27 protein-coding genes are annotated in these 26649 nt (G+C 59.4%); 12 read left to right on the plus strand and 15 right to left on the minus strand.

Features of this window, described 5'->3' with window-relative positions; translation table 11 throughout:
• Window positions 1–33 precede the first annotated feature (33 nt).
• Complete coding sequence (locus Q668_RS10630; RefSeq protein WP_022989585.1) at window positions 34–579, minus strand: rhodanese-like domain-containing protein; 546 nt, start codon at window positions 577–579, stop codon at window positions 34–36.
• 243 nt (window positions 580–822) lie between these two features.
• On the opposite strand from Q668_RS10630, the gene Q668_RS10635 reads away from it, so the two are divergent.
• Together Q668_RS10635 and nfsA are read left to right on the plus strand one after the other, a co-directional pair.
• Window positions 823–1872, plus strand: coding sequence for a cytochrome-c peroxidase (locus Q668_RS10635; protein WP_022989586.1), 1050 nt, complete (start codon window positions 823–825; stop codon window positions 1870–1872).
• 155 nt (window positions 1873–2027) lie between these two features.
• Window positions 2028–2765: an oxygen-insensitive NADPH nitroreductase gene (gene nfsA, locus Q668_RS10640; RefSeq protein WP_022989587.1), complete on the plus strand. Its 738-nt coding sequence runs from the start codon at window positions 2028–2030 to the stop codon at window positions 2763–2765.
• Between the two features lie 8 nt (window positions 2766–2773).
• Here nfsA and Q668_RS10645 read toward each other — a convergent pair whose 3' ends face one another.
• From Q668_RS10645 to Q668_RS10660, 4 genes are read right to left on the minus strand one after another with little or no spacing between them, the layout of a single operon-like run.
• Window positions 2774–3445, minus strand: a complete 672-nt coding sequence (locus Q668_RS10645) for a LutC/YkgG family protein (RefSeq protein WP_022989588.1) — start codon at window positions 3443–3445, stop codon at window positions 2774–2776.
• Window positions 3445–4887, minus strand: a complete 1443-nt coding sequence (locus Q668_RS10650; RefSeq protein WP_022989589.1) for a LutB/LldF family L-lactate oxidation iron-sulfur protein — start codon at window positions 4885–4887, stop codon at window positions 3445–3447. The genes Q668_RS10645 and Q668_RS10650 overlap by 1 nt, the downstream gene beginning before the upstream one ends.
• On the minus strand, window positions 4884–5711 hold the full coding sequence (locus Q668_RS10655; protein WP_022989590.1) for a (Fe-S)-binding protein: 828 nt from the start codon (window positions 5709–5711) through the stop codon (window positions 4884–4886). Before Q668_RS10655 ends, Q668_RS10650 begins: the two co-directional genes overlap by 4 nt.
• A 56-nt stretch (window positions 5712–5767) precedes the next feature.
• Complete coding sequence (locus Q668_RS10660) at window positions 5768–7459, minus strand: L-lactate permease (RefSeq protein ID WP_036219753.1); 1692 nt, start codon at window positions 7457–7459, stop codon at window positions 5768–5770.
• A 216-nt stretch (window positions 7460–7675) separates the two neighbouring features.
• On the opposite strand from Q668_RS10660, the gene Q668_RS10665 reads away from it, so the two are divergent.
• On the plus strand, window positions 7676–8455 hold the full coding sequence (locus Q668_RS10665) for a GntR family transcriptional regulator (RefSeq protein WP_022989592.1): 780 nt from the start codon (window positions 7676–7678) through the stop codon (window positions 8453–8455).
• A 69-nt stretch (window positions 8456–8524) separates the two neighbouring features.
• On the opposite strand, the gene Q668_RS10670 is transcribed toward Q668_RS10665, so the two are convergent.
• From Q668_RS10670 to Q668_RS10680, 3 genes are read right to left on the minus strand one after another with little or no spacing between them, the layout of a single operon-like run.
• The gene (locus tag Q668_RS10670; RefSeq protein WP_022989593.1) at window positions 8525–10051 is read right to left on the minus strand and encodes a tripartite tricarboxylate transporter permease; all 1527 of its coding nucleotides are present in this window, start codon (window positions 10049–10051) and stop codon (window positions 8525–8527) included.
• On the minus strand, window positions 10051–10497 hold the full coding sequence (locus Q668_RS10675) for a tripartite tricarboxylate transporter TctB family protein (RefSeq protein ID WP_022989594.1): 447 nt from the start codon (window positions 10495–10497) through the stop codon (window positions 10051–10053). Before Q668_RS10675 ends, Q668_RS10670 begins: the two co-directional genes overlap by 1 nt.
• Window positions 10494–11471: a Bug family tripartite tricarboxylate transporter substrate binding protein gene (locus Q668_RS10680; RefSeq protein WP_022989595.1), complete on the minus strand. Its 978-nt coding sequence runs from the start codon at window positions 11469–11471 to the stop codon at window positions 10494–10496. Before Q668_RS10680 ends, Q668_RS10675 begins: the two co-directional genes overlap by 4 nt.
• A gap of 247 nt (window positions 11472–11718) precedes the next feature.
• Here Q668_RS10680 and Q668_RS10685 point away from each other — a divergent pair, with 247 nt between their 5' ends.
• Both Q668_RS10685 and Q668_RS10690 read left to right on the plus strand, forming a co-directional pair.
• The gene (locus Q668_RS10685) at window positions 11719–13332 is read left to right on the plus strand and encodes a sensor histidine kinase (RefSeq protein WP_022989596.1); all 1614 of its coding nucleotides are present in this window, start codon (window positions 11719–11721) and stop codon (window positions 13330–13332) included.
• Entirely contained in the window at window positions 13329–14015 is a 687-nt protein-coding gene (locus tag Q668_RS10690; RefSeq protein WP_152521779.1) for a response regulator, read from the plus strand. Before Q668_RS10685 ends, Q668_RS10690 begins: the two co-directional genes overlap by 4 nt.
• Before the next feature lie 139 nt (window positions 14016–14154).
• Here the strand turns inward: Q668_RS10690 and Q668_RS10695 are convergent, their stop codons facing one another.
• Together Q668_RS10695 and Q668_RS10700 are read right to left on the minus strand one after the other, a co-directional pair.
• Window positions 14155–14913, minus strand: a complete 759-nt coding sequence (locus Q668_RS10695; protein WP_022989598.1) for a putative 4-mercaptohistidine N1-methyltransferase — start codon at window positions 14911–14913, stop codon at window positions 14155–14157.
• A 26-nt stretch (window positions 14914–14939) separates the two neighbouring features.
• Window positions 14940–15485 carry a glutathione peroxidase gene (locus Q668_RS10700; RefSeq protein WP_022989599.1) on the minus strand — a complete coding sequence of 182 codons (546 nt, stop codon included), beginning with the start codon at window positions 15483–15485 and terminating at the stop codon, window positions 14940–14942.
• Between the two features lie 176 nt (window positions 15486–15661).
• Here Q668_RS10700 and Q668_RS17090 point away from each other — a divergent pair, with 176 nt between their 5' ends.
• From Q668_RS17090 to Q668_RS10735, 7 genes are all read left to right on the plus strand, one after another.
• Complete coding sequence (locus Q668_RS17090; RefSeq protein ID WP_022989600.1) at window positions 15662–16651, plus strand: LLM class flavin-dependent oxidoreductase; 990 nt, start codon at window positions 15662–15664, stop codon at window positions 16649–16651.
• 29 nt (window positions 16652–16680) lie between these two features.
• The gene (locus Q668_RS17095) at window positions 16681–17220 is read left to right on the plus strand and encodes a YqiA/YcfP family alpha/beta fold hydrolase (RefSeq protein ID WP_022989601.1); all 540 of its coding nucleotides are present in this window, start codon (window positions 16681–16683) and stop codon (window positions 17218–17220) included.
• 139 nt (window positions 17221–17359) lie between these two features.
• Window positions 17360–18388, plus strand: a complete 1029-nt coding sequence (gene dctP / locus Q668_RS10715; protein ID WP_022989602.1) for a TRAP transporter substrate-binding protein DctP — start codon at window positions 17360–17362, stop codon at window positions 18386–18388.
• 114 nt (window positions 18389–18502) lie between these two features.
• Window positions 18503–19099, plus strand: a complete 597-nt coding sequence (locus Q668_RS10720) for a TRAP transporter small permease (RefSeq protein WP_036219755.1) — start codon at window positions 18503–18505, stop codon at window positions 19097–19099.
• 36 nt (window positions 19100–19135) lie between these two features.
• The gene (locus Q668_RS10725) at window positions 19136–20422 is read left to right on the plus strand and encodes a TRAP transporter large permease (RefSeq protein ID WP_022989604.1); all 1287 of its coding nucleotides are present in this window, start codon (window positions 19136–19138) and stop codon (window positions 20420–20422) included.
• Between the two features lie 32 nt (window positions 20423–20454).
• Window positions 20455–20898, plus strand: coding sequence for a universal stress protein (locus tag Q668_RS10730; RefSeq protein ID WP_022989605.1), 444 nt, complete (start codon window positions 20455–20457; stop codon window positions 20896–20898).
• A gap of 137 nt (window positions 20899–21035) precedes the next feature.
• Window positions 21036–22448 carry an alanine/glycine:cation symporter family protein gene (locus Q668_RS10735; protein ID WP_022989606.1) on the plus strand — a complete coding sequence of 471 codons (1413 nt, stop codon included), beginning with the start codon at window positions 21036–21038 and terminating at the stop codon, window positions 22446–22448.
• A 3-nt stretch (window positions 22449–22451) separates the two neighbouring features.
• Here Q668_RS10735 and Q668_RS17210 read toward each other — a convergent pair whose 3' ends face one another.
• Genes Q668_RS17210 through Q668_RS10755 form a run of 5 tightly spaced genes read right to left on the minus strand, consistent with a single transcriptional unit; the run spans window position 22452 to window position 26540 of the window.
• Window positions 22452–22607 (minus strand): hypothetical protein, encoded by a 156-nt coding sequence (locus Q668_RS17210; RefSeq protein WP_022989607.1) that lies wholly within the window; start codon window positions 22605–22607, stop codon window positions 22452–22454.
• Window positions 22608–22650: 43 nt separating this feature from the next.
• Entirely contained in the window at window positions 22651–23505 is an 855-nt protein-coding gene (locus Q668_RS10740) for an ABC transporter permease (RefSeq protein ID WP_022989608.1), read from the minus strand.
• Between the two features lie 4 nt (window positions 23506–23509).
• On the minus strand, window positions 23510–24370 hold the full coding sequence (locus tag Q668_RS10745) for an ABC transporter permease (protein WP_022989609.1): 861 nt from the start codon (window positions 24368–24370) through the stop codon (window positions 23510–23512).
• On the minus strand, window positions 24367–25461 hold the full coding sequence (locus Q668_RS10750; RefSeq protein WP_022989610.1) for an ABC transporter ATP-binding protein: 1095 nt from the start codon (window positions 25459–25461) through the stop codon (window positions 24367–24369). The genes Q668_RS10745 and Q668_RS10750 overlap by 4 nt, the downstream gene beginning before the upstream one ends.
• A gap of 5 nt (window positions 25462–25466) precedes the next feature.
• The gene (locus Q668_RS10755; protein ID WP_036219760.1) at window positions 25467–26540 is read right to left on the minus strand and encodes an extracellular solute-binding protein; all 1074 of its coding nucleotides are present in this window, start codon (window positions 26538–26540) and stop codon (window positions 25467–25469) included.
• Window positions 26541–26649 lie beyond the last annotated feature (109 nt).

Raw genomic sequence — 26649 nt, forward strand, 5'->3', positions numbered from 1 at the left:
ATGGGGTGCCCGCCATCGCGGGCACCCGAACAATCACGGACGGTAGATCTTTTCAGGATTAGCCTTGGATGCCCAGGGCAGGCCGGAATTCTGCCAGCCGTTCACCACGCGCATTCCCTTCTTCTCGCCTTCTTTCGCAGTGCTACCCTGGAAGCCGTTGTCCACGTACTTCACATTGGTAAAACCCTTTCCCAGCAGATAGTCGGCACTGGGTTTACCACGGGCAGAGCCAGAGCGGCACATGGTCACGATCAGCGAGTCACGATCCAGGCCCTTGGCTTCCAGCGCGGCATCTACCTCAGCCACGAAGTTCTCGTTCAGGTCCATGGCAAAAACCTGCTTCTCGTCGTTGAAGCGGGTGCGGTCTACCAGTTGGAACGGGATGTTCTGGTCCACCGCATCGGTGAAGCCGATGAACATGATCTCCACCGGATCCCGAACGTCGATGAACAGCATTTCATCGCCCTGTTCCTGAACCATTTTATAGGTGTCTTCCGGCGTCAGTGACAACGCCTCCTCTGCCTGGGCTCCGGCCACCATACCGAAAGCCAGTAACGCCGTTAACATGAACTTCTTCATCACACTCTCCTGAGGCTTTCCAAGTTTCACCACGAGATTAACGATATAACCATGACTTGGACAGCCAACAGGCACGCCAAACTCGCGGCGAAATGTCGCACCCGAAGCCCGGTTGTCATGACAAAAAACATAAATTGACGACCGTCAATTTCGCTGCCGACTGTTACCAATAGTTCGTGCAGTTACCGGGTGGTTTGTTAGCTTTAGTAGAGGGAGACCAACTTGTCTCATAAGGAGAGAACGATGATCAAACGCCCCCTGGTAAAAGCCCTGGCCATAAGCCTTGGTATGATGGCCGGCTCCGCAATGGCCGACGACCTGATGGATCGTGCCAACAGCATGTTCGAGCCAATCCCGAAGTATCCCCCGGTTATCGACGGCAATGAACTGACCCAGGCCAAGGTTGAGCTGGGCAAGATGCTGTTCTTTGAACCGCGCCTGTCTTCCAGCCATCTGATCAGCTGTAACACCTGCCACAACGTAGGTCTGGGCGGCGATGACGAATTGCCCACCTCTATCGGCCACGGCTGGCAGAAAGGCCCCCGTAACTCTCCGACCGTGTTCAACGCGGTGTTCAACGCAGCACAGTTCTGGGATGGCCGCGCCGCAGACCTGGCCGAACAGGCAAAAGGGCCGGTACAGGCCGGTGTTGAGATGAGCAGCACCCCGGACCGCGTGGTTTCCACCCTCAACAGCATGCCCGAGTATATCGAGCGCTTCGAAGACGCCTTCCCGGGCCAGGACAACCCGGTCACCTTCGATAACATGGCGGTCGCCATCGAAGCCTATGAAGCAACGCTGATCACACCGGAAGCGCCTTTCGACAAATACCTGCGTGGAGACTCTGCTGCCCTGAACGAGAAGGAAAAAGAAGGCCTGGCCCTGTTTATGGATCGCGGCTGTACCGCCTGCCACAGTGGCATGAACGTCGGCGGCCAGAACTACTATCCGTTCGGCCTGGTAGCCAAGCCCGGTGCTGAAATCCTGCCCGCTGGCGACAAGGGCCGTTTCTCCGTAACCGAAACCGCCTCTGACGAGTATGTATTCCGGGCATCACCACTGCGCAACATCGAACTGACCGCGCCGTATTTCCACTCCGGCGCCGTCTGGAGCCTGGAAGAAGCCGTTGCGGTTATGGGCACTGCCCAACTGGGTACCGAACTGAACGACAGCGAAGTGAAATCCATCGTGGCGTTCCTCAAAACCCTGACCGGCAACATTCCGGAGGTCACCTATCCGGTGCTGCCGCCGAGCACTGCTGACACTCCCAAGCCGGTGGACATGATTCCGTAATTACCGGATTCGTTCCCCCTGCCAAGGCGCGCCACCCGGCGCGCCTTTTTTGTGTCTGTGGCCAGCCCGCTGCGGCAACTACCCACCTTCGTCCGGTTGCGCCCGCTCTGTTAAGCAAGCTATCGTCTCTTTTTTCCTGACTCAGACGAGGGGCTATGAATCCGACCATTGAACTGCTGAAATCCCACCGTTCCATCCGCAAGTTCAAGGATCAACAGATTCCCCGGGAGCTGTTTGAAGAACTGATCCGCGCCGGCCAGTGTGCCGCCACCTCCAACCACGTGCAGGCCTACACCATTATTCACGTGGTCAATCCGGAAAAGCGGAAGAAGCTGGCTGAACTGGCCGGCGGCCAGGCCTATATCGAAACCTGTTCGGACTTCCTGGTGTTCTGTGCCGATATGAAGCGCGCTACGGAATCCGCCGAGAAAGCCGGTGCCGAGGTGGTCCGGGGCATGACCGAGCAGCTGCTGGTAGCCAGCGTTGACGCCGCACTGATCGCCCAGAATGTGGTGGTAGCGGCTGAATCCGAAGGGCTGGGCATCTGCTATATCGGCGGTATTCGCAACAACCCGCAGGAAGTCAGCGAACTGCTCAACCTGCCGGAACATGTGTACCCGGTATTTGGCCTGTGCCTCGGCTACCCGGACCAGGATCCGGAAGTGAAACCTCGGCTGCCCCTGGCCGCCATCCTGAAACAAGACGCCTACGACGATTCTGACGACGAAGCCCTGGTGGCCAGCTTTGACGACACCATGCACCAGTACTACCTGGAGCGCACCGGTGGCAACAAGGACACCAACTGGTCCGAGCAGCTGAAGCCGCTGTTTACCAGCAAGCTCCGGCCGCACATGAAGGACTTCCTGAACAAGCGGGGCTTCGGGGTTAAATAACCCCTCCCTCAGGCGTCCTCAAGGATGAGGACCACCAGCTCTTTCGGGCCATGGGCCCCGTAAGCCAGCACCTGTTCGATATCGGCGGTCTTCGACGGGCCTGAAACCAGCAAAAGATTGGTCGGCATACCCGCAGACCAGTTCTGTTTTTGCATCATGCCATACAGGTTGTCTTCCACTTCACTGGCCTTGAGCAGGGCAATGTGCAGCGGCGGCAGCAGGCTCATCAGGCGCGGCTCATGGCGGTCCGGCCAGAGCACCAGTGAGCCGGTAGCGGCAATGCCCCCCACCGTGCCGGTTATGCTTGCATCCACCTGCCAGAACAGCTCCTCTTTCCATTCCTCGATGGGCCGGTCGTAGGCCAGCAATTCGGGCGCGGCGCCGCTTTGCTGCCAGTGTTCCGACAACGTCTGGCCGTGGTCGGTACCCGGGGCATAGAGCAGGTTATTCAGTCCGCGACGTTCCAGCAATTCCTGAACCCTGGCGGGCCATTCCTCGGTCGTCAGCTGGTGAATTTCGGTGTGCACCGCTTCCATCAGCGAACGCAAACGGGCAATCCGGTCTTCCGGCGCGTATTGCCAAGGCCGGGTGACCAGCCCTTCATCGAAATCATCCGGCCGGGGCGTAGTGCCGGCCAGGCCAGCGCGGAGCTTGTTCAGAATGTTACTGCGGGCGCTCATCAATGATCCCCCTGATTCAAATGGGCCTTGGCCAGGTCATGCAAAGACCGGCGAGCTGGCACCGGCGCCGAGTGGTTCTCGGTCCATGGCCCGACGTTTTTCGGTGCCAGTTTGCCAAAACGGGTCGCTCCCCACAGGAACAACCGGTAGAACACTGGCGAAGTATTCAGCCTGGCCCAGAAGCGCCAGATCGCCCGCTCCTTGCGGGAATATTTGGCGCCACCGTCTTTCACTTTCGGCTGTTCAGCGGGGCTTTTCACGTTTTCCTGGCGCAACCGCTGCAGCATTTCCGGGATCGGAATCTTCACCGGGCACACTTCGCCACAGGCGCCACACAAGGAGGACGCGCTGGGATGATCCGGCACCTTGTGCAGGCCAACCATATGCGGCGTAATAATCTTGCCGATCGGCCCCGGATACACCTCACCGTAGGTGTGGCCGCCCACCCGGGTATACACCGGGCAGTGGTTCATACAGGCGCCACAGCGAATGCAGTTCAGGGTCTGGCGCAACTGGGCGTCGGCAAAGGCACCACTGCGGCCGTTGTCCAGCAGCACCAGGTGAACTTCCTCCGGACCATCCAGCTCATCCGCCTTGCGCGGGCCGGAAATCATGTTCACGTAGGTGGTGATCGGCTGGCCCAATGCGGAGCGGGTCAGCAACGACAACAGGGGCACCACGTCCCGCAGGTTTTCCACCACCTTTTCGATACCAGTGACCGCAATGTGCACCGGCGGCGCCGTGGTGCTCATGCGGCCGTTGCCTTCGTTTTCCACCAGCAGCAAGGTGCCGGTTTCGGCAATGGCGAAGTTGACGCCAGACACCCCGACATCCGCTTCCAGAAATTTCTGGCGCAGGGTGCGACGGCCAATCTGGATCAGCTCGTTCACATCCTCGGTCTCATCCACGCCCAGCTTGTCATGGAACAGCTTGGAGACCTGAAAACGGTTCTTGTGAATCGCCGGCATGATGATGTGGGAGGGCTTTTCGCCATCCAGCTGGACGATGTACTCGCCCATGTCCGACTCCAGGCACTCGATGTTGCGTTCGGCCAGGTAGTCGTTCATCTCCATTTCTTCGCTGACCATGGACTTGCCCTTCACCACCTGGGAGCCTTGCTTCGCCTCGATGATGGAATGGACAATCCGGTTGGCCTCTTCTGTGGTCTCGGCCCAGTGCACCTTCACACCGTTGGCGGTCAGCTTGGCTTCCAGTTGTTCAAGCAGGTCCGGCAACCGGGACAGCGCCCGGGCCTTGATGTGGTTGCCCAGCTCCCGCAGGCCTTCGCGTTCTTCCTCGTCCGGGAAGGCATCGGCGCGCTTCTGCATCAGAGAATCCATGGCGACGCGGAAGTTGGTGCGCAGCTGATCGTCGGCCAGGGCGCCCACGGCGCGGCCGCGGAAGCTGTCGGTGAGTTCTTTGACCGGTATACGCTGGCTCATGGTTTCACCTCTCCGCTTACCCGCTCCCACAGGAAGCTGGCCAGGTGCCGGCCCCGGAATGTCTGTTTCTGCTTTTCCAGGGAGCCGTTGATGTTGAGCAGGCAGCCACCATCGGCGGTCACCATTTCCACCGCCCCGGATTCCCGCAACGAGCGGGTTTTGTCCAGCACCATGGCGCCGGAGACTTCCGGCATGCGCACGGAGAAGGTACCGCCAAACCCGCAGCACTCGCTTTCATGGTCGTGGTCCAGCCGCTCGACGTTCGCCAGCTTGCCCAGCAACTCCCGGGCATGCAGGTGGGTGTTCATTTCCCGGCGGGCGGAACAGGAGGTATGCAGGGCAATCTGTGTCGGCTCGCCAAGATCCTGCCAGTCCACCTTGCATACGTGCAGCAGAAACTCGGTCAGCTCGAAGGTGCGTTCAGCCAGGTTATCCACACGCTTGAGGGTATCGGGTTCTTCCGCAAACACTTCCCGGTAATGCTGCCGGAACATACCGGCACAGGAGCCGGAGGGCACCACCACCGGCATACCGTTGTCTAGCAGGTTGAGCTGTGCACGCGCCACCTCCCGGGCCTCATTCACGTAGCCGGAAGTCCAGGCCGGCTGGCCGCAGCAGGATTGTTCCTGCGGAAAGTGCACGCGAATGCCTTCCCGCTCCAGCAGGCGGATGGCATCCAGGCCGGCCTCGGGAAAGAAAAGGTCCACCACGCAGGTGCCGAACAGCGTGACCTCGGCCGGCTTGGCCGGATACGTTCGTGGCGCGGGTCGCTCAGGAGCCACGCGGGTGGCATTGGGGGCGGCGTCGTAGAACAGCTCAGTCATCAGTTATTGCCTCCGGGTTCTTCAGGCTGCGTGGCAGCCCTGCCCGTTGTTTCAGATCAATTCATCAAAGGGTCGGTAACGCCCAAAGCATAGGCTGCCACCAAGGCAACCACACCGGTCATTACAAGATAGTAGATGGTCGGGCGAATGGTTTTCCGAAGCGTCTGCCCTTCACGGCCCAGCAAGCCCACTGTGGCAGAGGCCGCAACAACGTTGTGAATAGCAATCATGTTGCCGGCGGCTGCACCAACAGCCTGCACCGCCACCATCAGTGCCGTAGACAACCCGAGGCCCTGGGCAACACCAAACTGGAACTGGCTGAACATCATGTTCGATACGGTATTGGAGCCGGCAAGGAAAGCACCCAACGCACCGACCATAGGCGCCAGGAAGGGATAGATGCCGCCCACAGAATCCGCCACCCAGGTGGCCATGGCCAGCGGCATGCTTGGCAGGTCGGCCAGGTTGACGCCGGAGTTGATCATGATCCGCACCATCGGAATGGTGAACAGCAGTACAAAACCCGCGCTGAGCAACACCCCGCCCGACTCTTTCAGGGCTTCACCCATGGCCCGGGTGCTCATTCGGTGGATGAAGAAGGTGGCTATCACCACCATCACCAGAATGCCGCCAGGCAGATACAGTGGCTGCACACCGGCGCTGACACCGGCCTCACCCAGAATGTTCGAGAAGGATACGCCAATGCTGACGAAGAAGTCTTTCACCGGCTCCACGGTGCGGCTGATCACCAGAATCGCACCCATCAGAACATACGGTAACCAGGCACGAAAGCCACTCATGGGGTGGGCGGCGATGTCTTCCAGTTTCATTTCCAGCTTGCCAACCCACTCGGCCGGCCAGTCTTCACGCCCGGCAAAGTCCCAGGTTTTCTTCGGAATCAGAAAGCCTTTCCTGGCCGCAAACGTGACAATCGCCAGGCCGATCAGGCCGCCCAGCAACGACGGGAACTCCGGCCCCAGCAGCATACCGGTGATAACGTAGGGCACCACGAAGGCGACGCCGGCAAACAGGGCAAACGGCAACACTTCCAGACCTTCCATCCAGCTTTTGTTGCGACCGAAGAAGCGAGTCATCATAACGGCCATCAACACGGGCATGAACACGCCCACAACACCGTGGGTCACGACCACTTCAGAAGTGATCAGCTGCAGGTAGGCGTCCCAATCAGAACCATTGGCCAACAACTGGCCGGAAATGGTCGCCTGGTCAAGGCCGGTGGTAACCCCCACAATGATAGGCGTGCCCACCGCGCCAAACGAAACCGGCGTGCTCTGTACCATCATACCGAGCATAACCGCAGCCATGGCCGGAAAGCCGACAGCTACCAGCAACGGCGCCACAATAGCTGCCGGCGTACCAAACCCGGAGGCTCCCTCAATAAAGCTACCAAACAACCAGACGATAATGATGGCCTGAATGCGGCGGTCTGGCGTGATATTAGTGAAACCTGAACGGATGGTAGCAATGGCACCAGAGTGCTTCAGGGTGTTCAGCAGCAGGATGGCGCCGAAAATAATCCACAACACGCCGATGGTGATAACAAGCCCTTGCAGGGTAGAGGCGACAATCCGGTTGAAGGTCATGTCCCAGGCTGTATAGCCGAGGACGGCCGTAGCCAGGAAAACAACGGGCATCGCGTTGCGGGCGGGCCAGCGCAGTCCAAGTAACAGAACCCCAGCCAGCAGGATGGGAGCAAATGCCAACAGAGCGAGTAATCCGGATGACATGATGTTCTCCAGCGTTTTCTTGTTAGTTGATACTTTTGGCCAATTGGTATTACCAATTGGCCAAAAGAGGTAGGACACACTATTTGAGCAACCCTCTCTCTGTCAAAACGACCCGTTAAGACATTAGTCTTAAGGACTTGTAGAACCCCCCGAAAAACAGGTACAAACAAGCATTAAATATTTTTGGTCAGACCAATTTTAAATGCGGGAACCAACATGCCGATTAACCACATTGCACCCAGGCGACTGGCCGACACCATCGTGGAACAACTGGAAACCATGATTCTGGAAGGCACTCTAAAGCCCGGCCAGCGGCTGCCGCCGGAGCGGGTGTTGGCAGAACAGTTCGGGGTGTCCCGACCTTCCCTGCGTGAAGCCGTGCAAAGGCTGGCCGCCAAAGGTCTGCTGACCAGTCGGCAGGGAGGCGGGAATTTCGTAACAGAAAGTCTGGGCTCCAGCTTCAGTGACCCGCTGGTCCTGCTACTGGAGAATCGCCCTGAAGCCCATCGGGATTTACTGGAGTTTCGCCGCACACTCGAAGCAGACTGCGCCTATTACGCGGCCCAACGTGCCACCGAGGTAGACAAGGAACTGCTCACCCGGGCATGGCAGGAACTGGACAATTGCTACCGGTCACCCAGCGAGGAAAATATCGAGCGGGAAGGTGCCGCAGATGCCGGCTTCCATATGGCTATCGCCGAAGCCAGCCACAACGTAGTGCTGCTGCACACCATGCGCAACCTGTTCAATCTCCTGAAAAAAGACATCGTGACCAACATCGGTGGCATGTACTCAAAAGACGCGGCCACCCGTCAGGGCCTGATTGAGCAACACCAGGCGCTGTTCTCCGCGATTATGGAAGGTCGGGCGGAAGACGCCAGGGCCATTGCGGGGGAACACATCGGCTTTGTGCAGCAAGCGATTTCGGCGCATTCAGAAAGTGAACGCCGGCGGGAGAGGGCCGTGCGCCGGGGCAGCACCCGACAATCCGGGTGAGCAGAAAGAAAAAAGCACCGGGGCAAGCCCGGTGCAAAGACTGACAACATCGGAGGAAAGCGGAACCACTCAGTCGCTGACGGGCGTTTCCTTGATCGCCGCACGCATACGGCGGCGCAGAATCGGGCCCACCAGGTACGGCAGCGCCAGGCCAAGGCCGGCAAAAATCCACAGCCCCATTGCCAGCGGGCTGCCCCACAGAATGCTCCACTCACCGTCTGACAACACCATGGCGTGGGCCAGGTTCTTCTCCATCTCCGGCCCCAGCAACAGGCCCAGGATGATCGGCACCAGCGGTATTTCCAGCTTGCGCAGGAAGTAACCGGCTACACCGAAGGCCACCATGAAGTACAGGTCAAACGCACTGTGGCTGATCGAGTAGATACCGACAAAAGCCACCATGGTCACGATCGGCAACAGGTACATGGGCGGTACCGACAGCAGCTTCACAAAGAAGCCTACCAGCGGAATGTTCAGCACCAGCAACAGCAGGTTGCCAATCAGCAGTGCCGCAATCACGCCCCAGACAATGTCGGCATTCTGGGTGAACATCAGCGGCCCCGGCGTAATGTTGAGGGAGATCAGCATGGCCAGCAGCACCGCAGTGGTCCCACTACCCGGCACACCCAGGGTCAGCATGGGCACCAGCGCGCCGGAAGACGCCCCGTTGTTACCCGCCTCCGGAGCAACCACACCCCGGATATCGCCCTCGCCAAACTTGCCCTTCTTGCCGATCACCTGCTTTTCCAGGGTATAGCTGATAAAGCTCCCCAGAGACGCACCGGCACCAGGCAGAACACCGGAGATAAAGCCCAGTACACCACCCCGGATCTGGGTAGGAATGGTACTGACGATTTCCTTGAAGCTCAGGCTCAGCTTACCCACAGACATCTTGTCGCGCCCACTGCCCATGCGATGCTCTACGAAGAACAACAACTCCGAAATCGCAAATAAGCCGACAATCGCCAGGATAAAATCAATACCTTCATACAGCTCCAGCACACCGAAGGTGTAACGCTGGGTGCCGGTCGAGATATCGATACCGACGGTAGAGATCATGATACCGAGCGCAGCAGCGATCACCGTTTTCATCGGGTTCTTGCCGGTAATGCCGCCCAGGGTGGCAAACGCCAGCAGGAACAGGGCGAAGTATTCAGCCGGGCCGAAACTCAGCGCAAAACGGGCCAGCACCGGTGCCAGCATGATCAAACCAATGGTACCGATCAGGCCACCGGCGAAAGACGCCACCGCCGAGATAGCCAATGCGTCTGCAGCACGCCCGTTCCGGGCCATGGGATAGCCGTCCAGGCAAGTCATCATGGCAGGCTCATCACCCGGAATGTTCAGCAGGATGGAGGAAATCCGCCCGCCATACATCGCCCCGGCGTACACCGAGGTGAGCAGGATCATCGCGGTTTCCGGCGGCAGCCCCAGGGTAAACGCCAGGGGAATCAGGATTGCAACACCGTTTGCCGGGCCCAGTCCGGGCAAGCAACCAATCAGGGTGCCGACAAAAGCGCCGAACAGCGCATACATCAGGTTATTGAGGGTCAGCGCAACCGCAAACCCCTCCATCAGATAACCAATCGTTTCCATCACTGCACCTCCAGCAAGCCGGCCGGCAAGCTCAGAGACAGGCCGTAGTTAAACAGAACAAACACCACGATGGCGCTCAACAGACCGGTCATAAACGCCGGCTTCGGATTTGCCCCCATCCGCCAGCTCAGTGTGCCCACCGCCATGGTAGTCGCGATGACAAAGCCCAGGGGTTCCAGTAACAATGCGTAGGCCACCAACACCACCAGCGACACCACCAGTTCCAGTGCCGACTTGCCAACCGGCCATTGGGCATCCGGGTCCGGCTTTACCATCAGGTACAGGCTGCCAACGACCAGCACCACCGAGAGAATGGTCGGAAAAGTTTCGGGGCCTACCGTTTCCGCGCCACCGAAAGGCTCGGGCCACTGCTGGGCAACCCAGCCATAGGCAACGGCAAGTACCAGCAGGCCCAGGCCGAGAATACGATCACCAAGGCCCGTCATTTCAGCAACCCGATTTCACGTGAGAGGGTTTCAATGTCCTTTACCTGGGCCTGAACAAAGGCCTCAAACTCGCCCGCCGGCGGGTGGAAAGGAATCAGGCCGTTGTTCTTCATCACCTTCTTCCACTGATCACTGGCATACAGGGTGTTCAGCGCATCGACCCAGTATTCCCGGGCACCTTCCTCGGCGCCTTTGGGCATATAGAAACCGCGCCAGTTCGGACCCACCGCATCAATCCCCTGCTCTTTCGCAGTCGGGAGATCAGCAAACTCACCGGGCAGACGCTCTTCGGCCAGCACTGCCAGCACCCGCAAATCACCGGACTTCATGAACCCGGTGGCTTCGGACAGATCACCGGTGAAGGCATCAACCTGCCCGCCCACAACCTGGCTCATGGCTTCACCGCCATTGTTGTATGACAGATAGGGCACAGACGGCAGCTTCTCCGCACCGGCAGCCTTGGCAGCAATCAGAACCTTCAGGTGATCCCAGCCACCCCGGGCACTGCCGCCGGCAAACTTCACCGACTTCGGATTCTCCTTAACCGCCGCCAGCAGCTCGTTCAGGTTCTGGTAGCGGGAATCCTTACCCACAGCAATGATGCCGTAATCGGCACCCAGGGCGCCGATCCAGGTCACCATGTCAGCGGTCATACCCGGGAACTGTTTCTGTGCCAGGCGGGTTGTTGTTGCGGTGGATGCGGCCACCAGCAGCTTGCTGTCTTCCGCCCGCTTGCTGACCGTGTGGGCATAGGCAACACCTCCGCCGGCACCGGCCATGTTCACGGTCTGCACACTGCCACTGACCAGATCGAGTTCCTGCATCACATTACCTACACTGCGACAGGTGAAATCCCAGCCACCGCCCGGGTCGGCAGGCGCCAGGCATTCGACTTTGCCGGAGGGTTGCCAGGCCATGGCCGAGAAAGAGACAGCCGCAGCGGCTACAAAAGACAGAGTTCGTTTGATCAACATGGTTGTTGCCTCGTGAGTTTGTTTTTGTGCAGGCTACCGAGGCACTTGTGCAGACAGATATCGGCACAGGTGGCAACCGGGAGCAGCTTGAGGCAGGTTAAAAGTTGAGCAGGGCGGTCTTGAAGTTTGTGTGCGTAAAGCCTTTAAAAAGTAAAAAAACCATTTTGTTCATAAAGGGCACGGGTGTATCCGGCCCTGATGCATTACTCTGGATACCATAACGAAAAGAACCCGATTCAGACCCAGCATGCGCAAAACCCGACTGAAAACCCGGATGATCCTCACTCTGGGGCTGGCTGGCATCATCCAGACCCTGCTGGTGGGCGGCATCGCCGGCTATTACCTTAGCCAGTCCCTGTATGAGGAGACCGAGCAACGTGCGCTGATGGTAGCGAGAACCGTTGCCGCTGCCCCCTCGGTCATCGCCGGCATCAACCGCCGGGACATTCCTGCCCTGAACCGTACCGCCTCGCGCCTGACCGCCACCAACCAGGCACTGTTTGTTGTGATCGGAGACAAGCAGGCGTTACGCCTGGCTCACCCGGACCCCACACGACTCGGCCGCTCGATGGCCGATGACGATGGAGACTATGGCCGGCGCGCCCTGGAAGATGGCGAATCCTACGTGGCCCGCGCCAGGGGTAGCCTGGGCGAATCCATGCGGGCCAAGGCCCCGGTGATCGACCCGGAAACCGGCCGCATTATCGGCATTGTCTCGGTGGGTTACAGCCTTGAGCAGGTCGACGCCACCATCCAGCGCTACAACCTGGTGTTTTATGGAGTGATCGGGCTGATGATCCTGGCGACGGTGATCTCCGCGATCGTTATCTCCAACCGGTTCAAGAAGGCCATTTTCGGACTTGAGCCGGAAGAAATTGCCCGCCGGTTCCGAGAGCAGGAAGCCACCCTCCAATCCGTGCGTGAAGGCATCATTGCCGTCAATCGGGACGGCGTAATCACCATGGCTAACCGGGCCGCCTGTGCCAATCTGGACTTGCCTGGAGAGACCGAACTCGCCGGCCGCCCCATCCTTGAAATTCTGCCGGAAAGTACCCTGCTGTCTGTGCTGGAAACCCGGAAGCCAGACTTTGACCGGGAAGTCTGGCTACGGGGCCGGAAAATGGTGGTGAACCGCCTGCCGGTGCGCCAGAACAACGAAGTGATCGGCGTGGTAACCAGCTTCCGGCCCAGTGACGAGCTGCACCATGTCAGCCAGCAGCTTACCCGCATCCAGCAGTACGCCGACACGCTGCGCAGCCAGACCCACGAATACTCCAACAAGCTGCACACCATTGCCGGCCTGATCCAGATCGGTGCGACCGACGAAGCCCTCACGTTGATCGGAAGCGAAGTCAGCGACCACCAGTCCTTGCTGAAACTGCTGCTGGAAGCCGTACCCGACCCAGTCATTGCCGGCTGCCTGCTGGGCAAGTACAACCGGGCGAGGGAAATGGGGCTGAACCTGGACATAGATCCGGACAGCGCCATGGAAGATATTCCAGCCAACCTGCCCCGGGAACAGCTGGTCAGCGTGCTCGGCAACCTGATCGACAATGCCCTTGAAGCAACCCGCCAACATACCGGCGAGAATGGCCGGGTACGCCTGTCGATGACAGACCTTGGCGATGAGCTGATCTTCGAGATCGAGGACCAGGGTCCCGGCGTACCCGATGCCGTCCAGCAAACCATTTTCGAGCGCGGCGTCAGCGGCAAGGGCGAAGACCATGGCATCGGGCTGTACCTGGTACAGCAGTTCCTGAATCGCTGGGGCGGCTCGGTCACCATTGAAAACCTGCCCGCCGGCGGCAGCCGGTTTACGCTTTATTTGCCAAAGTATCAGGAAGAAGGAGAAAGCCTGTGATGCCTGTCAGGCTTCTGATCGTTGAAGACGACCGCAAGATTGCAGAGATCCAGCGCCGTTTTATCGAGCGGATGGAGATGGTGGAACTCTGCGGCATCGCCCACACCCTGGCCGATGCCCGGGATCAGGCTGACGTCCTGGAGCCGGACCTGATTCTGCTGGATGTCTACTTTCCCGATGGCAACGGGCTGGACCTGCTGCGGGAACTCCGGGCGGCCAACAGTCGCAGCGACGTTATCCTGATCACCGCCGCCAAGGAAGTGGACACCCTGCGCGATGCTTTACGCGGTGGCGTGTTCGATTACATCCTCAAACCCCTGGTGTTCGAACGCCTGCACGAGGCCATCGAACGCTACCGGAGCCACCTCGACAAGCTGTCTGCCCTTGAGCAACTGGGCCAGAGCGAAGTCGATGCCCTGCTGCCCAGGGCCACCTCCGCGCCCGCAAACACCGGCCGCCAACGACTACCCAAAGGCATAGACGGCCTGACCCTGGACAAGGTTCGTGACCTTCTGCCACAACGCAGCCGCTGGAATGCGGAAGACATGGGCACCGAGATGGGCGCGTCCCGAACCACGGCACGCCGTTACCTGGAATACCTGGTGGGCACTGGCGAACTCAGCGCCGAAGTAGCCTACGGTTCCGTTGGCCGGCCCGAACGCCAGTACCTGCCGAAGGCCTGACCTGCCCGGTCTTTTTCAGGCATAAAAAAACCGGGGAAGAACCCCGGCTGAAGTAATCACACGATGCACCAACACAATGCATTGTCCTGATGAGTGTTCAGAATAACCGCCCCATATGACCTTTTCGTGACAATCGCTGTTAAGCGGGCATTTTTTCCCAGATGGTGAGTTCCGAGAAGCTGTGCTGGAACTTGTTACGGGTCTCCCGGATCACAAACGGCAGGCTGCGGGGCTCTGTCAGCAGCCGGAAACGGGGCGACAGCCTGTCTTTCAGGCCATCGAGGGTGCTGTAGGGTTCGCCGTCTTTCAGGAACCCGCCCAGCCATTCCTGCTTCGGTGTGTACTCCTCCAGCCAGGTGTAGGGCGAGGCAATCACCAGCAGGCCCAGGTCGTTGATGCGTTCGTGGATGGTTTCAAGGAACAGGGACGGCTTGTACAACCGGTCAATCAGGTTGCCCGCCAGCACCAGGTCGTAATCCCGGTAATCGTCACCCAACTCACAGGCGTCACCCTGGTGAAACGCCACCCTGCGTGCCGCGTCTGACAGCCCGAGGGCTTCCAGCGAGCGCTCCTGATAGCTCACCAGCTCCCCTTCTTCGGGCCTCGCGTAGCGGGCAGCGCCGTCGCGTATGACTTCCCGGCACTTGTTGATAAAGGTCTGGGAAAAATCCACGCCGTCTACATGGTCAAAATGCCGGGCCAGCTCAAGCGTGGTTCGCCCTACTGCGCAACCAATATCCAGGGCCCGGCAGGTTTGCCGGCCGTCCAGCGCCTCCATGGCGGCATCCGCCAGCTCTTTCGGGAAGTTCGCCTCGCCATGCCAGCTTTCGCCAAAGTGGAACTCCAGGTACTGGGCCAGGGTGGTGTTGTCTTCGTAGTAGCCGGTCGGCTCCGTCATGGTGTTCTCCTCATATCAACCAGGGCTCACAGCACCGTTTCAATCGCCTCGATCAGCTGCGGATCGTCCGGCCGGACCTTGCTGGGGAAACGCTCAACCACCGTCCCGCTGCGGTCCACCACATACTTGGTGAAGTTCCAGCGCGGCTGCTCACTCTGGCGGTTGATTTCCCGGAACACCGGGTTGGCTTGCTCGCCGGTGACCGGCGTGGGCGCAATCATGGTGAAGGTCACTCCGAAGTTCACAAAGCAGACCTTGGCCGCTTCTTCCTCGGTGTCCGCCTCCTGGCGAAAATCATCACTGGCAAAACCGACCACCACCAGGCCCCGGTCTTTGTATTGCTGGTGCAATGCCTCCAGCCCTTCAAACTGTCCGGTATATCCGCAACGGCTGGCGGTATTAACCACCAGCATGGGCTGGCCCGCCGCCACCTCGCACAGATTAACGGAATCCCGGGAATGCAGCTTGCGCTGCTCGTGGTCCAGAAATTCCGGGCAAGACTGGGCAGCCGCCGAAGAGGCAAAGCCCAGAAACACAACCAAACTCACACACTGTATCAGCACCCTACGCATGATCTTTCCTCCTGTTGTCTGGCCGTTATATACGAACCAGAGCGCCAGACTGTTCATGCACTTTAGCACTTGCAGGGAAATCCGGCCCCGCTACAGTGCCAGCCCTTGAAGAAACCGGCCCGAACCATCATTGTTTATTGATCACTATCGATAGTCCTTCAGAATCCCGGAGCTCCATGTCCATTAAACCCGATTTTTCCCTGCTCGAACTGGCCTCCGTCCGCGAAGGCGATTCCGTCTCCACCACACTGGCCAACAGCGTGGCCTATGCCCAGCATGCCGAGAAGCTTGGTTTCAAGCGTTTCTGGCTGGCCGAGCATCACAACATGGAAGGCATCACCAGTTCTGCCACCTCGGTACTGGTGGGCCACATTGCCGGCAAGACCGAGAGCATCCGCGTCGGTTCCGGTGGCGTGATGCTGCCCAACCACCCGCCACTGGTGATTGCCGAACAGTTCGGCACCCTGGAATGCCTGTACCCGGGCCGCATTGACCTGGGCCTTGGCCGGGCGCCGGGCACCGACCAGATTACCGCCCGGGCGCTTCGCCGGGAGGGTCTGGGCGCGGAGCAGTTCCCTGAAGATGTCGCCCGCCTGCAAACCCTGCTCGGGCCGCTGCAGCCGGGCCAGCCGGTCAAAGCCATTCCCGGCGCCGGCACCAATGTGCCGATCTGGTTGCTGGGCTCCAGCCTGTACAGTGCCCAGCTGGCCGCCATGCGCGGGCTGCCCTACGCCTTTGCCGGCCACTTTGCACCTCGCCTGTATCGCGAAGCGCTCAGGGTGTACCGGGATAATTTCCAGCCTTCCGAGCAGCTGCAGCAGCCCTACGCCATGCTGGCCATTCCGGCCGTACCCGCAGACTCCATGGAAGAAGCCAAATTCCTGAGCACCACCAGCTACCAGCGGATTCTGTCGCTGTTCCGTGGCCAGCCGCTGTGGATGAAGCCGCCGGTGGAGTCCATGAATGGCCTGTGGAATGCCGCTGAAGAAGCCGGGGTTAAGGATTTTCTGGGCTTGCAGGTCATTGGTAATTCCGACGACCTGAAGCAACAGCTTGAGGAACTGCTGTCGGATATTCAGGTGGAGGAGCTGATGTTCACCGTTGATATCTACGAGCCGGCCAGGCGCCGCCACGCCCTCGACATCCTGGCCCAAACCCGGACCTGAACCGACTGACCGAATGCAGGGAGCCTGACATGCCCGAACAACCGTTTTTCGTGTTTCTGTCCCATGGCCTGGAAAGCGGCCCGGGCAGCACCAAGATCCAGGCCCTGAAAGCGGTGGCGGAACAGTTTGATGGCGTGCGGGCCGAGGCCATCGACCACCGCAGCAGCAAAGACCCGGCAGTCCGGCTGGAGCAGATGCGAGCCGCCATGGAAAGTGCCGGCGCGGTGCCGGAGCGGACCATCCTGGCCGGCTCCAGCATGGGTGGCTGGGTGTGCGCACAAACCAGCGCCACCACCCCGGTACTGGGCTGTTTTCTGCTGGCGCCGGCACTGGCATTGCCGAAATATCCGCAATCGAGCCCGGTGATCGGCGCCCGTTATACCCGCATCATTCATGGCTGGGATGATGATGTCGTACCTGTGATGCCGGTTCTGGAGTTGGCCCGTGAGCAGCGCCTCGAAACCCTGGTAATGCCAGACGGGCACCGGCTGGAGAACAGTGTCGACAGGGTGGCCCGGGAGTTCCACCGATTCCTCGAAACCTGTCTCAAAAATCCGAATAAAGTCTGAATTCATAGACTTGCGATACCGCGAAACCTGTCGCCAGTGTTTCCTGATTTCGGTCATTTCCTTGCGAAAACCGCTTTGTTTTGCCAGTCTAAAAAAAGGTAACAAGGAATTAACTGAAAAAAAGAGCGGAGACAACGCGATGAACAGCACAAGCAAATTCAGGAAACTGGCGGGTATTTCAGCACTGGCGTTTGCCGGTCTGACCGCAGCCAATGCGGTAAATGCAGCCAACTGGCGCTACGCCCACGAAGAATACGAGGGCGATGTTCAAGACGTTTACGCCTACAAATTCAAGGAATATATCGAAGAGAACTCCGACCACACCCTGCAGGTGTTCCGTTTCGGTGAGCTGGGCGAGTCTGACGACATCATGGAACAGACCCAGGCTGGCATCCTCAACTTCGTGAACCAGTCCCCCGGTTTTACCGGCTCACTGATTCCCGAAGCCCAGATTTTCTTCATTCCGTACCTGATGCCCACCGACATGGACACGGTGATTGAGTTTTTCCGTGAGTCCGAGGCCATCAACGAAGACTTCCCCCAGCTGTACTCCGAGCAGGGCCTGGAACTGCTGAAGATGTACCCGGAAGGTGAATTCGTGGTGACTGTAGACGAGCCGGTCACCTCCCCCGAGGAATTCAAGAACAAGAAGATCCGGGTTATGACCAACCCGCTTCTGTCTGAAACCTATTCCGCCTTCGGCGCGACGCCCACCCCGCTGCCCTGGGGTGAAGTGTACGGTGCCCTGCAGACCAATATGATCCAGGGCCAGGAAAACCCGATTTTCTGGATCGAGTCCGGCGGACTGTACGAAGTATCTCCGAACCTGGTATTCACCGGCCACGGCTGGTTCACCACCGCCATGATGGCGAATCAGGATTTCTACAACGGCCTGTCTGACGAAGACAAGAAGCTGGTGCGGGATGCTGCGGACTTCGCGTTCGAGGAAATCATCGTGCATATCGACGGCCTGGCCGACGAAGCCCTTGAGAAGATCAAGGCTGCCAGCGACGAGGTTACCGTTACCCGTCTGAACGAGGAACAGATCGAAGCCTTCCGTGCCCGGGCACCGCAGGTGGAAGACAAGTTCATCGAGATGACCGGTGAGAGTGGTCAGGAACTGCTGAACCAGTTCAAGGCCGACCTCAAGGCAGTCCAGGAAGACTAACCGGCAGGATTCAGGGGGTGGCCACGGCCACCCCTTGTTGTCCGGCCCTGGTTCAACCCCGCCCCGCCGGGGAATTTACCGGCCGGGAGCGACCTGTTTCGGAGTACCCCATCCATGTCTGAGCGTCCTCAGGAGGCTGTGGAAGACGATACCGGTGCCTATGCATCCGGTTTGCCCGGGTTTCTGGGCACTATTGATGAATGGATTGCCAGGATTGAAGCCGTCATGCTGGCCGGCGGCGTTATCCTCATGGCGGTCAACACCTGCGTTAACGTGATTGCCCGGTTTGTGTTCGGAGAAGGCCTGTTTTTCTCCGGCGAGATCAACCGGATCCTGATTATCCTGATTACCTTTGCCGGCATCGGCTACGCTGCCCGCCATGGCCGCCACATCCGGATGTCTGCCGTTTACGATGCCTTTCCTGCCAAGGGCCGCAAGGCTCTGATGATTTTCATTGCCCTGTTCACCTCCGTGGTGATGTTCTTCCTGTGCTACCACTCCTACGGCTACATCGAAACCCTGTACGGCCGTGGTCGCATTCTGCCGGCGCTGGGCCTGCCCATCTGGTGGATCTACGTCTGGGTACCGGTCGGTTTTGCCATTACCGGCATCCAGTATTTCCTGACCGCCATCAAAAACCTCACCAGTAAAGACGTTTATCTGTCGACGGGTGTGGTGGATGGCTACGCCGATACCGAAACCGAAGTCTGAAGCGCATGAACCCGAACCACTAAGGATATTCACACCATGGCAACTATGATGATGATTATCATGATCGGGCTGCTGCTTCTGGGCTTCCCGATGATGATCCCGCTGATCACCGCTGCGGTGTTCGGCTTTGTAATGATGTTTGACGGCTTCGGCCAGATGGGCACATTCGTCCAGCAGATGATGGGTGGCATCCGGCCGGCGTCGTTGATCGCGGTGCCCATGTTTATCCTGGCCGCCGATATCATGACCCGGGGCCAGTCGGCCGACCGGCTGATCAACATGGTCATGTCGTTCATCGGCCATGTAAAAGGTGGCCTGGCGATCAGTACCGCCACCTCCTGCACCCTGTTCGGTGCAGTTTCCGGCTCAACCCAGGCGACGGTAGTGGCGGTAGGCTCGCCCCTGCGCCCCAAGATGCTGAAAGCCGGTTATTCCGATCCCTTCACCCTGGCGCTGATCATCAACGCCAGTGATATCGCCTTCCTGATCCCGCCCAGTATCGGCATGATCATCTACGGGGTTATCTCCGAGACCTCCATTGCCGAGCTGTTTATTGCCGGCATCGGCCCCGGCCTGCTGATCCTGTTCATGTTCTCGGTGTACTGCCTGATCTACGCCTACAAGAACCAGGTACCTACAGAGCCAAAAGCGTCCTGGAAGGAGCGGGCACTGTCGGTTCGGGATGCGTCCTGGCCGCTGATGTTCCCGGTGATCATCGTGGGCGGTATCTACGGCGGTATCTTCAGCCCCACCGAGGCGGCTGCTGTATGCGTGCTTTACGCCTTCCTGCTGGAGTTTGTGATTTTCCGGTCGCTCAAACTCACCGATGTCTACCGGATTGCCAAGTCCACCGGCCTGATCACCGCCGTGGTGTTTATCCTGGTGGCCGTGGGTAACGGCTTCTCCTGGATTATCTCCTTCGCCCAGATTCCGCAAAGCATTCTTGAAGCAGTGGGTGTGAATGACGCCGGCCCGGTCGGTGTGTTGATTGCCATCTGTGTGGCCTTCTTCATTGCCTGCATGTTTGTAGACCCGATTGTGGTGATCCTGGTACTCACGCCGATCTTCGCCCCGGCCATCCAGGCCACCGGGCTGGACCCGGTGCTGGTGGGTGTACTGATTACCCTGCAGGTGGCCATCGGCTCTGCCACACCACCGTTTGGCTGCGATATTTTCACCGCCATTGCGATTTTCAAGCGGCCCTACCTGGAAGTGATCAAAGGCACGCCGCCTTTCATTTTCATGCTGGTGGCTGCTGCCGGCCTGATCATTGCCTTCCCGGATATTGCGCTGTTCCTGCGGGACCTGGCTTACCGAGACTGAACCGGGCAACCGGCCACTGACAGGAGACTGGTATGTTCAAACGAATTCTGGCTGCCGTAGACGGTTCCAAAACCTCATTGAAGGCCCTGGACAAGGCCATCGAGCTGCAGCGACTGATACCGGATGCGGAAATTTTCATCATCTGTGTCTACAAACACCACAGCCTGTTCGAGGCCTCGCTCTCGATTGGCCGTCCGGATGACATGGACATTCCAGACAAGGTGCTGTCGGACTACGCCAAGGAGGTGGTGAACCACGCCAAGGAGTTTGCCAAGGAGCATGGGGCTACCAAGGTGCGCGGTTTCGTGAAAGCGGGCCGGCCGTCCAAGGTGATTGTGAAGTTTGCCCAGGAAAAGGAAGCAGACCTGATCGTGGTTGGCACCAAGGGCACCAACAGCGACAAAGACGGCATGTTCCTCGGCAGTGTGTCCCACCGGGTGGCCTCCCAGGCCAAGTGCCCGGTACTGGTGGTCTGAGGCCACCACTCAGGCCGGGCTGCACATCCCCAGCAGCCCGGCAATCACGGATTTCCGCAGTCTGCCTGTAATTTCACCGTGCTAGACTTCCCCGCGACTTCGTTAACTTTCATCCACAAATCACAAGGCGTCACTCCATGACTGCAATTGTCGATTTTCTTAATTCGATTCTCTGGGGCTACGTCCTCGTATACGGCCTGCTGGCCGTGGGTGTTTTCTTTACCATTCGCCTGGGTTTTCTGCAGTTCATCAACTTTGGCGAAATGGTCCGTGCCATCCGCGGTTCCCGCGAGAGCGATGTACACGGTATTTCGCCGTTCCAGGCCCTGTGTACCAGCCTCGCGTCGCGGGTCGGTACCGGTAACCTGGCCGGCGTGGCGGTCGCCCTTTACCTGGGTGGCGCCGGTGCCATTTTCTGGATGTGGATGGTGGCGCTGGTAGGCATGGCCACCGGCTATGCCGAAAGCACCCTGGCGCAACTGTACAAGGTGCGTGACGGCAAAGGCCAGTACCGGGGCGGCCCGGCGGTCTACATTGCCAAGGGCCTGAAAGCGCCCTGGGCCGCCGCCATCTTTGCGGTGTGCCTGATCATTTCCTTCGGCCTGGTATTCAACGCAGTACAGGCCAACTCCATTGCAGATGCCATGGAAGGTGCCTTCGGTACACCGAAACTGGGCGTGGGTATTGCGATCGCGTTCTTTGCCGGCATCGTGATTTTCGGCGGCCTGCGCAAGATTGTACGCTTCGCGGAATTTGTGGTGCCGTTCATGGCCGGTGCCTACGTGCTGTTGGCACTGATTGTGATGGCCATGAACATCACCGAAGTGCCGGGCATCCTGGCGATGATCGTCAAGAGCGCATTCGGCCTTGAAGAAGCCGCCGGTGGCGCGGCCGGTTCCATCACCGCGGCCATGCTCAACGGCATCAAGCGCGGCTTGTTCTCCAACGAGGCAGGCATGGGTTCTGCCCCGAATATCGCCGCCACGGCCACACCTGCTCCGCACCACCCGTCTTCACAGGGGCTGGTACAGGCCTTCGGCGTGTTTATCGACACCATTATCGTGTGTACCGCCACTGCCGTAATGATCCTGCTGGCCGGCGTTCTGGAGCCGGGTTCCGGCGTAACCGGCACCCAGCTTACCCAGCAGGCCATGGAAGTTCACCTCGGGGATTTCGGCGGTTACTTCATTGCCATCGCCATCCTGTTCTTTGCCTTTACCTCTATTGTGGCCAACTACACCTACGCCGAGAACGCGCTGGTGTACCTGAAGGGCGGCAATACACTGGGCCTGACTATTCTGCGCCTGGCGGCACTGGGCATGGTGGTCTGGGGTGGTTACGAGGCCGTGGTAACCGTGTTCAACGCGGCCGATGCCTCTATGGGACTGATGGCGACCATCAACCTGATTGCCATCGTGCTGCTGTCCGGCACCGTGGTGAAACTCACCAAGGACTACCTGGCCCAACGCAAGGAAGGCCTGGTGCCTCACTTCAAATCCAAGGATTACCCGGAGCTGCAAGAGAAAATCGACAGCAATATCTGGCACTGATCTTCAGTTACCGGCCGCAACCACCCGGTTGCGGCCGGCATGTTTAGCCCGGTACAGGGCCCGGTCGGCAATCAGTCCGCAAATGGTGGCAATTACCAGGCTCTTCGCCGAGCGACTGGCCAGGTGCAGCACCAGATCCGGGTGGTCGAGTATGGCCACCTCGCCCCACAGCCCGGTATCGGTGTAATTAGAAAAGACCCGCTTAGCCTGAGCCTTTTTGTCGCAGGGTAAACAGGGCCAGCAGGGCCGACACCACCATCAGGAACAGCGCCACCGCATTGAGAACCGGTGTCGAGCCTTCCCGCAGGCGATTGAACAGCGCCACGGTGAGCGGCGTATCGCTGCCGGTGAGCATCACGGTAGTGTTGAAGTTTTCGAAGGACATCAGGAACGCCATGGCGGCCGCGCCCAGAATGGACGGCAGCAACCAGGGCAAGGTAACGGTAAACCAGGCCACCAGCGGCGTTGCCCCCAGGTTCAGGGCGGCTTCCTCCAGTTGCCGGTCAAACTTGCGCAACCGGGCGCCGATCACCAGGGTAGCCAGTGTGGTGATAAAGGTCACCTGGCCCATCACCACCAGGGGCATACCGGGCCGAAACACATCCAGTTCGATACCCCAAAGCCGCGACACCTCATTGGCGGTGCCACTGTAGAACACCAGGATGGATACCCCCAGAATGACCCCGGGAATCACCAGCGGCAACAGCATTAACAGATACAGGAATTCCTTACCCCGGAACTGCAAGCGCTCGAACAGCACAGCATTCACGCAACCCAGCGCCACACTGGCCAGGGTGACCCAGAACGCGATCTTGGTGCTGACCCAGAGGGCGCCGAGCAGACTGTCATCGTGAAACAGCCCGGTACGCCCCTCACTGCCATCGGCCAGGTACCAGTCCAGGGTAAAGCCCTGCCAGGGCAATGACGGAAAGGGTGAGTCGTTGAAGGCAAACACGGCCGTTACCAGCAGCGGCAGGGCCAGGTACACAAAGAACGCCACCAGGTAGCCCAGGTAGAGGGCATCAAACAACCGGGACCGGGGCACGGAACGGATCATGGCATCACCCCATCACCTTGCGCAGAGACTGACCGGTCAGTTTCAGGCCCAGCCACACCATCAGCGATGACAGCACCAGCAGCAAGACCCCCAGGGCAGCCCCCTGCTCCCAGTTAAACCGGGTAATAAACTGGGTGAAAATCTGCTCGGTAAACCAGGCACTGTCCTTGCCACCCATCAGGATCGGTGTCAGGTAACTGCCGAGGGTGAGCATGAACACCACGATACAGCCGGAAACAATGCCCGGCATGGCCCAGGGAATGACCACTTCCCGCAGCACGGTAGCGTGGCCGCCGCCCAGGTCGTAACCGGCTTCCACCAGGTTCTCGTCCATACCATCCAGCGTGGTGACCAGGGGCACCACCATAAACAGCAGGCCGTTGTAGACCAGGCCGATGATCACCGCCACATCGTTGTAAAGCATCTCCACCGGGCCGTCGACCCAGCCCAGCGCCTGCAGCCAGGAGCTGAACAGGCCGCTTTCCCGCAGCAGGATCATCCAGCCGTAAGTACGCACTAACTCACTGGCCCAGAACGGGATCAGGCAAGCCAGGAACAGGATGCCCTTGCTCCGGCCCCGGGCCAGGCGGGCAATGTACCAGGCAATGGGGAAGGCAATCAGCAGGGTCAGGAAGGTGGTGAACAGCGACATCACCCCGGTACGCACGAAGGTTCGCCAGTAATAGGATTCGCTGAAGAAATTCTGATACTGCTCCAGCCCCCAGGCCAGGGTATCCCAGCTTTCCCGCACCTGGAACGACACCCGCAGCATCTGCAGGTGCGGCACCAGAACCAGCAACACAATCCAGAGCAGAAACGGCGTTAACAGCAACCAGAGGGACAAACGGCTGGCAGAGGCATTCACGACTGACCGGCTCCGTAGACCCGCGCCAGTTTCGGATCCCAGGCCAGGCGGATCTCCGCGCCGGTGGTCAGGCGCGGTGCCGTGCCGTCCTGCGGCAGGCGGGCAAACACCGGCTGGCCGCCGTTTTCTGCCTCAACCCGGCTGTTGGCACCGTCAAACAGGGTGGTCAGTACCTTCGCCTGCATGGCACTGAAACCGTCTTTCAGGGCCTCACCGGTGAACATCAGGGATTCCGGGCGCACATACAACTCGGCCCGGTCACCGCTGGACAGCCCGTTGGCGGCAAGCCGGCCCCGGACCACTTCGCCGTTATCCAGCCGGATATCGGCCATGTTGTCCGCCAGGGTGACGACCTCTCCGGAGAGCCGGTTGTTATCCCCCACAAACCCCGCCACAAAGGGTGTGGCGGGTTCCCGGTACAGCTCCTCCGGCGGCGCCACCTGTTCAAAGCGGCCGCTTTTCATTACCGCCACCTGGTCCGACATCACCATGGCCTCGGACTGGTCGTGGGTGATGTAAACAAAGGTGGTGCCGAACTGCTTCTGCAGGTGCTTCAGCTCCACCTTCATCTGTTCCCGTAACTTCAGGTCCAGCGCACCAAGCGGCTCATCCAGCAACAGCAGGGTGGGCTCCAGCACCAGGCAACGGGCCAAAGCCACCCTCTGGCGCTGGCCGCCGGAGAGTTCCTGCGGGTTACGGTGCTCCAGCCCGGGCAGGCCCACCTGCTCCAGCACCCGGGCAATGCGCTTGCGGCGCTCGGCCACGGGCACCTTTCGGCGTTTCAGGCCATAGCCGATGTTATCGCCGACGGTCATGGTGGGGAACAGCGCCAGGTGCTGGAACACCATGTTCACCGGGCGCTTGTTGGGCGGCACATCATTCATGCGCTGGCCACGGATGAAGATATCGCCCTCATCCGGCTTGTCGAAGCCCGCCAACAGCCGCAGCAGGGTGGTCTTGCCGCAGCCGGAAGGCCCCAGAATGGAGAAGAAGGTGCCGGCCGGCACATCCAGCGAGATGTGATCCACCGCTGAGGTTTTGCCAAAGCGGCGGATCAGCCCGTTACAGGACAGGTCAGACTCTGTTGCCATAGGGATCAGTTGGCAGCCTGGACGCGATCCAGCACCTGGCCTTCCATGGCTTCCAGCCCCGGCGGTACCGGCGGATACCATTTGATGTTGTTGATGGCTTCGTCATCAAAGCTCAGGCGATAGGCATCCCGCAGCTCGGCTTTCACAAACTCGTCGGCGCCTTTGGAGGCGGTGAAGTTTCCGGACGCATTGGTAATTTTCGCCGCAATCTCCGGCTGCATCACGAAGTTGATCCACTTGTAGGCAGCCTCTTCGTTCTCGCTGCGGCGGGGAATGGCAAAGGTATCAATCCAGCCCAAAGCGCCGGATTCCGGTGCCACAAAGCGGATCTCGGGGTTTTCTGCGTTCAGCTTCCAGCCACCGGCATCCCAGGCCATGGCGGCGGTCACTTCACCGGTACGCAGCAACGACAGCAGCTGGTCGCCGCCGGTCCAGTAGGTTTTCACGTTGGCCTTGCAGTCGATCAGCTTGTCTTCCACTTTCGCCATGATGGACTGGTACTCATCGCGATCGTTATAGGCAGCAAACGGGTCCATGCCCATGGCGAAGGCAAAGCCCATCAGCGTCGGGCGCTTGAGCCGGTAGCTGACCTTGCCGGCCACCGCCGGGTCACACAGATCGGTGTAGTCGGTGACGGTATCTGCCACCGAGCTGTGTACGATCAAACCACTGGTACCCCAGACAGACGGCACCCCGAAGGATTGGCCGTTCAGGGCTGTCGATTCCCGGGTGGCCTTGACCATCGACGGCTGCAGCTGATCGGTATTAACCCGGCTGTAGTCGATGGGCTTGTAGATGTTGAACTGGCGCTGCACGCCCACGATGCGATCCTGGCTGGGCTGGGCCAGGTCGAAACCGGCGCCGCCGGTGGCCCGCAGCTTGGAGATCATGTCTTCGTTGTTGGACAGGGTAATTTGCACATCGATGCCGGTCTCTTCTTCGAACTGGGCCACCACCTCATCCGGGGCATAGCCGCCCCAGGTGATCAGTCGAAGTTCTTCAGCCAGAAGGTTACCGGAGGCGGTCGTGGCGGCCAGCAGGGTGGCCAGTGCTGATATCCGTGTCTTGCGCAGTGCCATGGTCATTCATTCCCCTGAAACAGTGTTATGCGGTTTCGCTAACGTTTTGTTATCAGGAAGTTATAGACCATGTATTTCAGTTTTGTGAAACCCGGATACAAAAAACGGA

This window comes from Marinobacter sp. ES-1, from assembly GCF_000475255.1.
GTDB lineage: Bacteria > Pseudomonadota > Gammaproteobacteria > Pseudomonadales > Oleiphilaceae > Marinobacter > Marinobacter vinifirmus.

What these genes read in the sequence shown, in the direction of transcription:
- Q668_RS10735 (WP_022989606.1), top strand. Translation starts at nt 21,036, where the DNA reads ATGACTGCAATTGTCGATTTTCTTAATTCGATTCTCTGGGGCTACGTC.
- dctP (WP_022989602.1), top strand. Translation starts at nt 17,360, where the DNA reads ATGAACAGCACAAGCAAATTCAGGAAACTGGCGGGTATTTCAGCACTG.
- Q668_RS10755 (WP_036219760.1), bottom strand. Translation starts at nt 26,540, where the DNA reads ATGGCACTGCGCAAGACACGGATATCAGCACTGGCCACCCTGCTGGCC.
- Q668_RS10665 (WP_022989592.1), top strand. Translation starts at nt 7,676, where the DNA reads ATGCCGATTAACCACATTGCACCCAGGCGACTGGCCGACACCATCGTG.
- Q668_RS10725 (WP_022989604.1), top strand. Translation starts at nt 19,136, where the DNA reads ATGGCAACTATGATGATGATTATCATGATCGGGCTGCTGCTTCTGGGC.
- Q668_RS17090 (WP_022989600.1), top strand. Translation starts at nt 15,662, where the DNA reads ATGTCCATTAAACCCGATTTTTCCCTGCTCGAACTGGCCTCCGTCCGC.
- Q668_RS10650 (WP_022989589.1), bottom strand. Translation starts at nt 4,887, where the DNA reads ATGAGCCAGCGTATACCGGTCAAAGAACTCACCGACAGCTTCCGCGGC.
- Q668_RS10630 (WP_022989585.1), bottom strand. Translation starts at nt 579, where the DNA reads ATGAAGAAGTTCATGTTAACGGCGTTACTGGCTTTCGGTATGGTGGCC.
- Q668_RS10680 (WP_022989595.1), bottom strand. Translation starts at nt 11,471, where the DNA reads ATGTTGATCAAACGAACTCTGTCTTTTGTAGCCGCTGCGGCTGTCTCT.
- Q668_RS17095 (WP_022989601.1), top strand. Translation starts at nt 16,681, where the DNA reads ATGCCCGAACAACCGTTTTTCGTGTTTCTGTCCCATGGCCTGGAAAGC.
- Q668_RS10655 (WP_022989590.1), bottom strand. Translation starts at nt 5,711, where the DNA reads ATGACTGAGCTGTTCTACGACGCCGCCCCCAATGCCACCCGCGTGGCT.
- Q668_RS10645 (WP_022989588.1), bottom strand. Translation starts at nt 3,445, where the DNA reads ATGAGCGCCCGCAGTAACATTCTGAACAAGCTCCGCGCTGGCCTGGCC.
- Q668_RS10685 (WP_022989596.1), top strand. Translation starts at nt 11,719, where the DNA reads ATGCGCAAAACCCGACTGAAAACCCGGATGATCCTCACTCTGGGGCTG.
- Q668_RS10700 (WP_022989599.1), bottom strand. Translation starts at nt 15,485, where the DNA reads ATGCGTAGGGTGCTGATACAGTGTGTGAGTTTGGTTGTGTTTCTGGGC.
- Q668_RS10740 (WP_022989608.1), bottom strand. Translation starts at nt 23,505, where the DNA reads ATGATCCGTTCCGTGCCCCGGTCCCGGTTGTTTGATGCCCTCTACCTG.
- Q668_RS10675 (WP_022989594.1), bottom strand. Translation starts at nt 10,497, where the DNA reads ATGACGGGCCTTGGTGATCGTATTCTCGGCCTGGGCCTGCTGGTACTT.
- Q668_RS10635 (WP_022989586.1), top strand. Translation starts at nt 823, where the DNA reads ATGATCAAACGCCCCCTGGTAAAAGCCCTGGCCATAAGCCTTGGTATG.
- Q668_RS10730 (WP_022989605.1), top strand. Translation starts at nt 20,455, where the DNA reads ATGTTCAAACGAATTCTGGCTGCCGTAGACGGTTCCAAAACCTCATTG.
- nfsA (WP_022989587.1), top strand. Translation starts at nt 2,028, where the DNA reads ATGAATCCGACCATTGAACTGCTGAAATCCCACCGTTCCATCCGCAAG.
- Q668_RS10750 (WP_022989610.1), bottom strand. Translation starts at nt 25,461, where the DNA reads ATGGCAACAGAGTCTGACCTGTCCTGTAACGGGCTGATCCGCCGCTTT.
- Q668_RS10720 (WP_036219755.1), top strand. Translation starts at nt 18,503, where the DNA reads ATGTCTGAGCGTCCTCAGGAGGCTGTGGAAGACGATACCGGTGCCTAT.
- Q668_RS10660 (WP_036219753.1), bottom strand. Translation starts at nt 7,459, where the DNA reads ATGTCATCCGGATTACTCGCTCTGTTGGCATTTGCTCCCATCCTGCTG.
- Q668_RS10695 (WP_022989598.1), bottom strand. Translation starts at nt 14,913, where the DNA reads ATGACGGAGCCGACCGGCTACTACGAAGACAACACCACCCTGGCCCAG.
- Q668_RS10670 (WP_022989593.1), bottom strand. Translation starts at nt 10,051, where the DNA reads ATGGAAACGATTGGTTATCTGATGGAGGGGTTTGCGGTTGCGCTGACC.